Origin of the sequence: Bradyrhizobium sp. (genome assembly GCF_004799445.1) — a bacterium.
Classification (GTDB): Bacteria; Pseudomonadota; Alphaproteobacteria; order Rhizobiales; family Xanthobacteraceae; genus Bradyrhizobium.
In genome coordinates, this window is sequence record NZ_SSNA01000190.1 from 1 (window position 1) to 4,648 (window position 4,648).

General features: G+C 59.7%; 4 protein-coding genes and 1 pseudogene. 2 read left to right on the forward strand and 3 right to left on the reverse strand.

Annotated elements, in window-relative coordinates:
- Positions 1-132: 132 nt before the first annotated feature.
- Complete coding sequence (locus E8A46_RS24330) at positions 133-321, reverse strand: CstA-like transporter-associated (seleno)protein (protein WP_291566676.1); 189 nt, start codon at positions 319-321, stop codon at positions 133-135.
- 4 nt (positions 322-325) lie between these two features.
- Positions 326-2,407 carry a carbon starvation CstA family protein gene (locus tag E8A46_RS24335; RefSeq protein WP_291566668.1) on the reverse strand — a complete coding sequence of 694 codons (2,082 nt, stop codon included), beginning with the start codon at positions 2,405-2,407 and terminating at the stop codon, positions 326-328.
- Positions 2,408-2,576: 169 nt separating this feature from the next.
- Between E8A46_RS24335 and E8A46_RS24340 the strand changes: the two are divergent.
- Positions 2,577-2,729: pseudogene (locus E8A46_RS24340) on the forward strand (IS110 family transposase); the annotation flags it as partial.
- Between the two features lie 67 nt (positions 2,730-2,796).
- The gene (locus E8A46_RS24345; RefSeq protein ID WP_291566670.1) at positions 2,797-3,480 is read left to right on the forward strand and encodes an MFS transporter; all 684 of its coding nucleotides are present in this window, start codon (positions 2,797-2,799) and stop codon (positions 3,478-3,480) included.
- Positions 3,481-3,940: 460 nt separating this feature from the next.
- On the opposite strand, the gene E8A46_RS24350 is transcribed toward E8A46_RS24345, so the two are convergent.
- On the reverse strand, positions 3,941-4,069 hold the full coding sequence (locus tag E8A46_RS24350) for a hypothetical protein (RefSeq protein ID WP_291566672.1): 129 nt from the start codon (positions 4,067-4,069) through the stop codon (positions 3,941-3,943).
- Between the last annotated feature and the right edge of the window lie 579 nt (positions 4,070-4,648).

Consider the following 4,648-nt stretch of genomic DNA (forward strand, 5'->3'; position numbering starts at 1 on the left):
TCACGCGCCGATTGCGCGCCATGGGCATCCGGGACAAGCCTACCGCACCGGCCTCGCCTTGGCAGAATGGCTTTGCCGAACGGCTGATCGGATCGATCCGGCGTGACTGATCGAAAAAAGGGAATTTTGGGCTCAACAGCAGCCGCGGAAGCGGCCTTTGCCGACAGCGTAGCGAGCGTTCTGGCGCTCCACGAAAAATTCTTCGTACGTCATGATCGGCTTGTCCGGATGTGTCTGCCGGCGATGCTCCACGTAAGTCTGATAGTCGGGAATGCCGACCATCAGACGCGCGGTGCGCACCGACCATTCCTTCAACGCCATGAGGTCACGCAAGGTTCACTCCCACGGGCAGGCCGATCTCGATGGCGGTTATCTTCGGATCGCCCAATGCCCGGCGTATGGCGATGACACCGTAAACGATCATGGCCAGCACCACGATGACGAACAGAGCGCAGAGTGTGGCGTCGACGTAATCGTTGACGATGACGCGGTGCATCTCCGCCATCGACTTCGCCGGCGCCAGGATCTTGCCGGCCGCGGCAGCGTCGCCGAACACCCGCGCGTGGGCAACGAAGCCGATCGCCGGTAACGTGCTAAAGATTTTCTGCCACCCCGCCGTCAGCGTGCATATCAGGAGCCATAAGGTAGGCGCGATCGTAACCCAGGCGTAACGCTCGCGCTTCATCTTGAACAGTACGACCGTGCACAGGATGAGCGCGATCGCCGCCAGCATCTGGTTGGAAATGCCGAACAGCGGCCAGAGCGTGTTGATGCCACCCATTGGATCGATGACGCCCTGGTAGAGGAAGTAGCCCCAGGCGCCGACCGCCAGCGCCGATCCCGCCAGGTTGTTTCCCCACGATTCGGTCTTCCGGAACGACGGAATTACGCTGCCGATCATATCCTGGATCATGAAGCGGGCGACGCGGGTGCCGGCGTCGACGGTGGTGAGGATGAACAGTGCCTCGAAGAGGATGGCGAAGTGGTACCAGAGCCCCATCAGGACACGGCCGCCGAACATGCCGGACAGGATGTGGGCCATGCCGACCGCGAGTGTCGGGGCGCCGCCGGTGCGCGACAGCAGCGTCTTCTCGCCGACGTCCTGGGCGATCTGGCTGATCATGTCGGGGGTGACTGTGAAGCCCCAGCCGGAGACCACCTGCGCCGCCTCTACAACGGTGGTGCCAATCACCCCGCTCGGGCTGTTCATGGCGAAATAGATTCCTGGCTCGATCACGGTGGCGCCGATCATCGCCATGATCGCGACGAAGGATTCCGTTAGCATGGCGCCATAGCCGATGAAGCGGAGCTGGCTCTCATTCTCTACCATTTTCGGGGTCGTGCCCGAGGCGATTAGCGCATGGAAGCCGGATACCGAGCCGCAGGCGATGGTGATGAACAGGAACGGGAATAGGCTTCCCGACCAAACCGGGCCGGTGCCGTCGATAAACTTGGTGACCGCCGGCATCTTCAAATCTGGCTGGACCAAGATGATGCCGACCGCGAGCAGCGCCATTGTGCCGACCTTGAGGAAGGTCGATAGATAGTCCCGTGGCGCCAGCAGTAGCCACACCGGCAGCACCGAGGCGACGAAGCCGTACCCGATGATGATCAGCGCCAGCGTCTCGCCGCTCAGATCAAACCATGCTGCGATCGCTGGGTTTTCCGCCACGGTTCGGCCGTAGATTAGCGACGCAAGCAGCAACACGACGCCGATCGCCGACATTTCCGCGATGCGTCCGATCCGGATGAAGCGGGCATAGACGCCCATCAGCAGTGCAATTGGAATGGTGCAGAACACCGTGAAAGTGCCCCAAGGACTGCCGGCCAGCGCCTTAACCACGACCAGCGCCAGCACGGCGAGCAGGATAACCATGATCAGCAGCACACCAACGAGCGCAATGCTGCCGGCAACCGGCCCCATTTCAGAGCGCACCATATCGCCGAGCGAGCGGCCGTCACGCCGCGTTGAGAGAAAGAGTACGGTCAGATCCTGCACCGCGCCGGCGAAGACAACGCCAGCGAGAATCCATAGCGTGCCAGGCAGGTAGCCCATCTGGGCGGCGAGCACCGGACCGACCAAAGGACCGGCGCCAGCAATAGCCGCGAAGTGGTGACCGAACAGCACGTAGCGGTTGGTCGGCACGTAGTCGAGGCCGTCATTGTGTTGGTAGGCGGGGGTCTGCCGTATAGGGTCGACGCCCAGTACTTTTTCGGCGATGAACAGCGCGTAGAAGCGGTAGGCGATGAAGTAGATGCACACCGCAGCAACGACGAGCCATGCCGCGCTGACGTTCTCGCCTCTGCTGAGCGCGACGATCCCGAAAGAAAGCGCACCGAGCGCGATCACTGCGGCCCAGAGTAACTTTGACTGAAGCCCATTTCCCTTGACCGCGAGCGAACTCATGTCTTCCTCCGCATTGCCGGCTCGATAAAATTTATGGCGTCCGGCCCGACATTATTTCCCCGCCAAAAGAGCCCGCGTTGATTCCGATCAAACTCTGAGCAATATAAATGCAGTGCGACAACGACGAGCGCAGCGCAGCAAACAGCCTTGGCAGCACAACACGCTGCGATTGAGCGTCGCGGTATGGGTCAGCACAATCGCCGTAGTCGGGATCGATATAGGCAAGAACTCTTTCTATGTTGTCGGCCACGATGAGCGCGGTGCGATTGTGCTGCGGCAGAAGTGGCCACGTGGCCAGGTAGAAGCACGCTTTGCCAATATCCGCCACCGCGCTGCTGCTGTTCATCCCGTGGGAGCTCAACCGGCCGGAGCCTCTCATCGATATCAAGATGCTGACCGGACGCCAGTTCGGCACCTGCTTTCTCATCATGCTGGTGACAGGCGCGCTCTTGATCGCGACGACGCAGATCCTGCCGCAACTGTTGCAGGAAGAATTCGGCTACGCCGCCACGCTGGCCGGTCTTGCTATCTCGCCGGGCGGCGCGGTGACGATGGTGATGATGGTGGTGGTTGGCCGCCTCGGATTCGTCCAGCCGCGATATCTGATCGCCGTCGGGGCGGCAATAGCTTGTTATGCGATGGTTGACCTGCTCCGCATCAACCCTGATGCAGATTACTGGTACTTCGCCTGGTCACGCATCTATCTCGGAATCGGCTTGCCGCTTATCTTCATTCCGATCACGACCGCATCCTACGATGGCATTTCGCCGTCGAAGACCGATCAGGCTTCGGCGCTGATCAACCTTGCGCGAAATTTCGGCGGATCGATGGGCGTGGCACTGAGCCAGACCGTGCTGGCGCGGCGTGAGCAGTTTCATCAGAGCCGTCTGGTCGAACATCTCGGCTCTTGGAATCCTTTCTATAACGATACATTGAACCGCATACAGGGATATCTGAATGGGCGTACGGCCACCGGCAGCTCATCCGGAACCAGCATGGCCATCATCATCAAATGGTGCAAAGCCCAGCTACACTCCTTGCCTATATCGACGTGTTTGTTGCGCTGGCCGTGATCGCCATGGTGATGGTGCCGCTGGCGCTGACGTTGCGCGCGGTCAACCGGAGCGCTGGTTCGAAATCTGCCCATTAGCATTTTGCTACGCCGCGCCGAGCCGAGCATTGTCTCGATGAAGCCTTTTGCGGATGCCCGCTCGAAGAGCGATCTGTGGGAATGGCCGCTGCTGGCGCAAAGCGGCCGTGCGTGCCCAAGCTGACGATGTCCGCTCCTGGGGGCAAAGCAGACCTCGCGATTACGAGCGCCGACTTCCGAAATTGACCCCATCTCGGACATTGGACCGCGTGACACGGTCTCTAAATCCGATATTGGTCAAATAGCAAAAAAGGCCCGGCAGCCGTGTGGCCACCGGGCAGTCTGGGAGGAAATTCCCAACTTGGGCCCCGGACGACGACGCGAAAGCAATGGTCGCCCAATGCTCACCCTACGGGCAGAGGCCAGCAGCGCATCGCCGAATTTCAATACGACGAAAGCCACCCCATCCAGATGCCGAAGGCATCGCAGATGACGGCGTAGATGAGAACGGCGAACACCAGCGTCCAGCCGCCAAAGTCGTGATAGAGGTTCATCCGATGAGGAAGGCGCAACACAAGGTCTTCTTCAGAGGGCCTTTTTTACGTGCCCGAATACGTAACGATAAGTGCGGCAACTGCCAGAACGCAGCTAACGAACAGCACCAAGAGAACCGGTCTGCCTAAAAGACCGCCTCTCGCCTCGACCGCCGTCTCTACTACTTGTTTTCCATCTTTATGCACTGAAATCTCCTGCGAGAGGCCAACTGCCCGCCCCCTCAGAAAGTTCCTGAACCTTTTGGACCGTTCAACGTTATCGGTCGCACGCGCCGGGTGACAACCGGCCATAACGGGGAAGATGGACGCAGAGCAATTTTGCCGGTTTCTGCCTGCGACATCAACGCATCGGTACGCGCTTACATCTAACCTGTTCCCGGCGCCTGCACATAAAGACCGGTGAAGTCCGAATTGCTCTGTGGCTTCCGATTAGCTGATCAAATTTTCTCTTCTTCCGTTAAAGGGCAGGGACGGGTCCTACTTTGTCGACAACCTGTGCCTGTCGTAAATCAAATCCGAACATATTGGTGGTGCAGCCCGCCGAGAATTGGGCGACAACAAATGTGCCCGGCTAGTTCGACGGCGCGCGAGATCGGC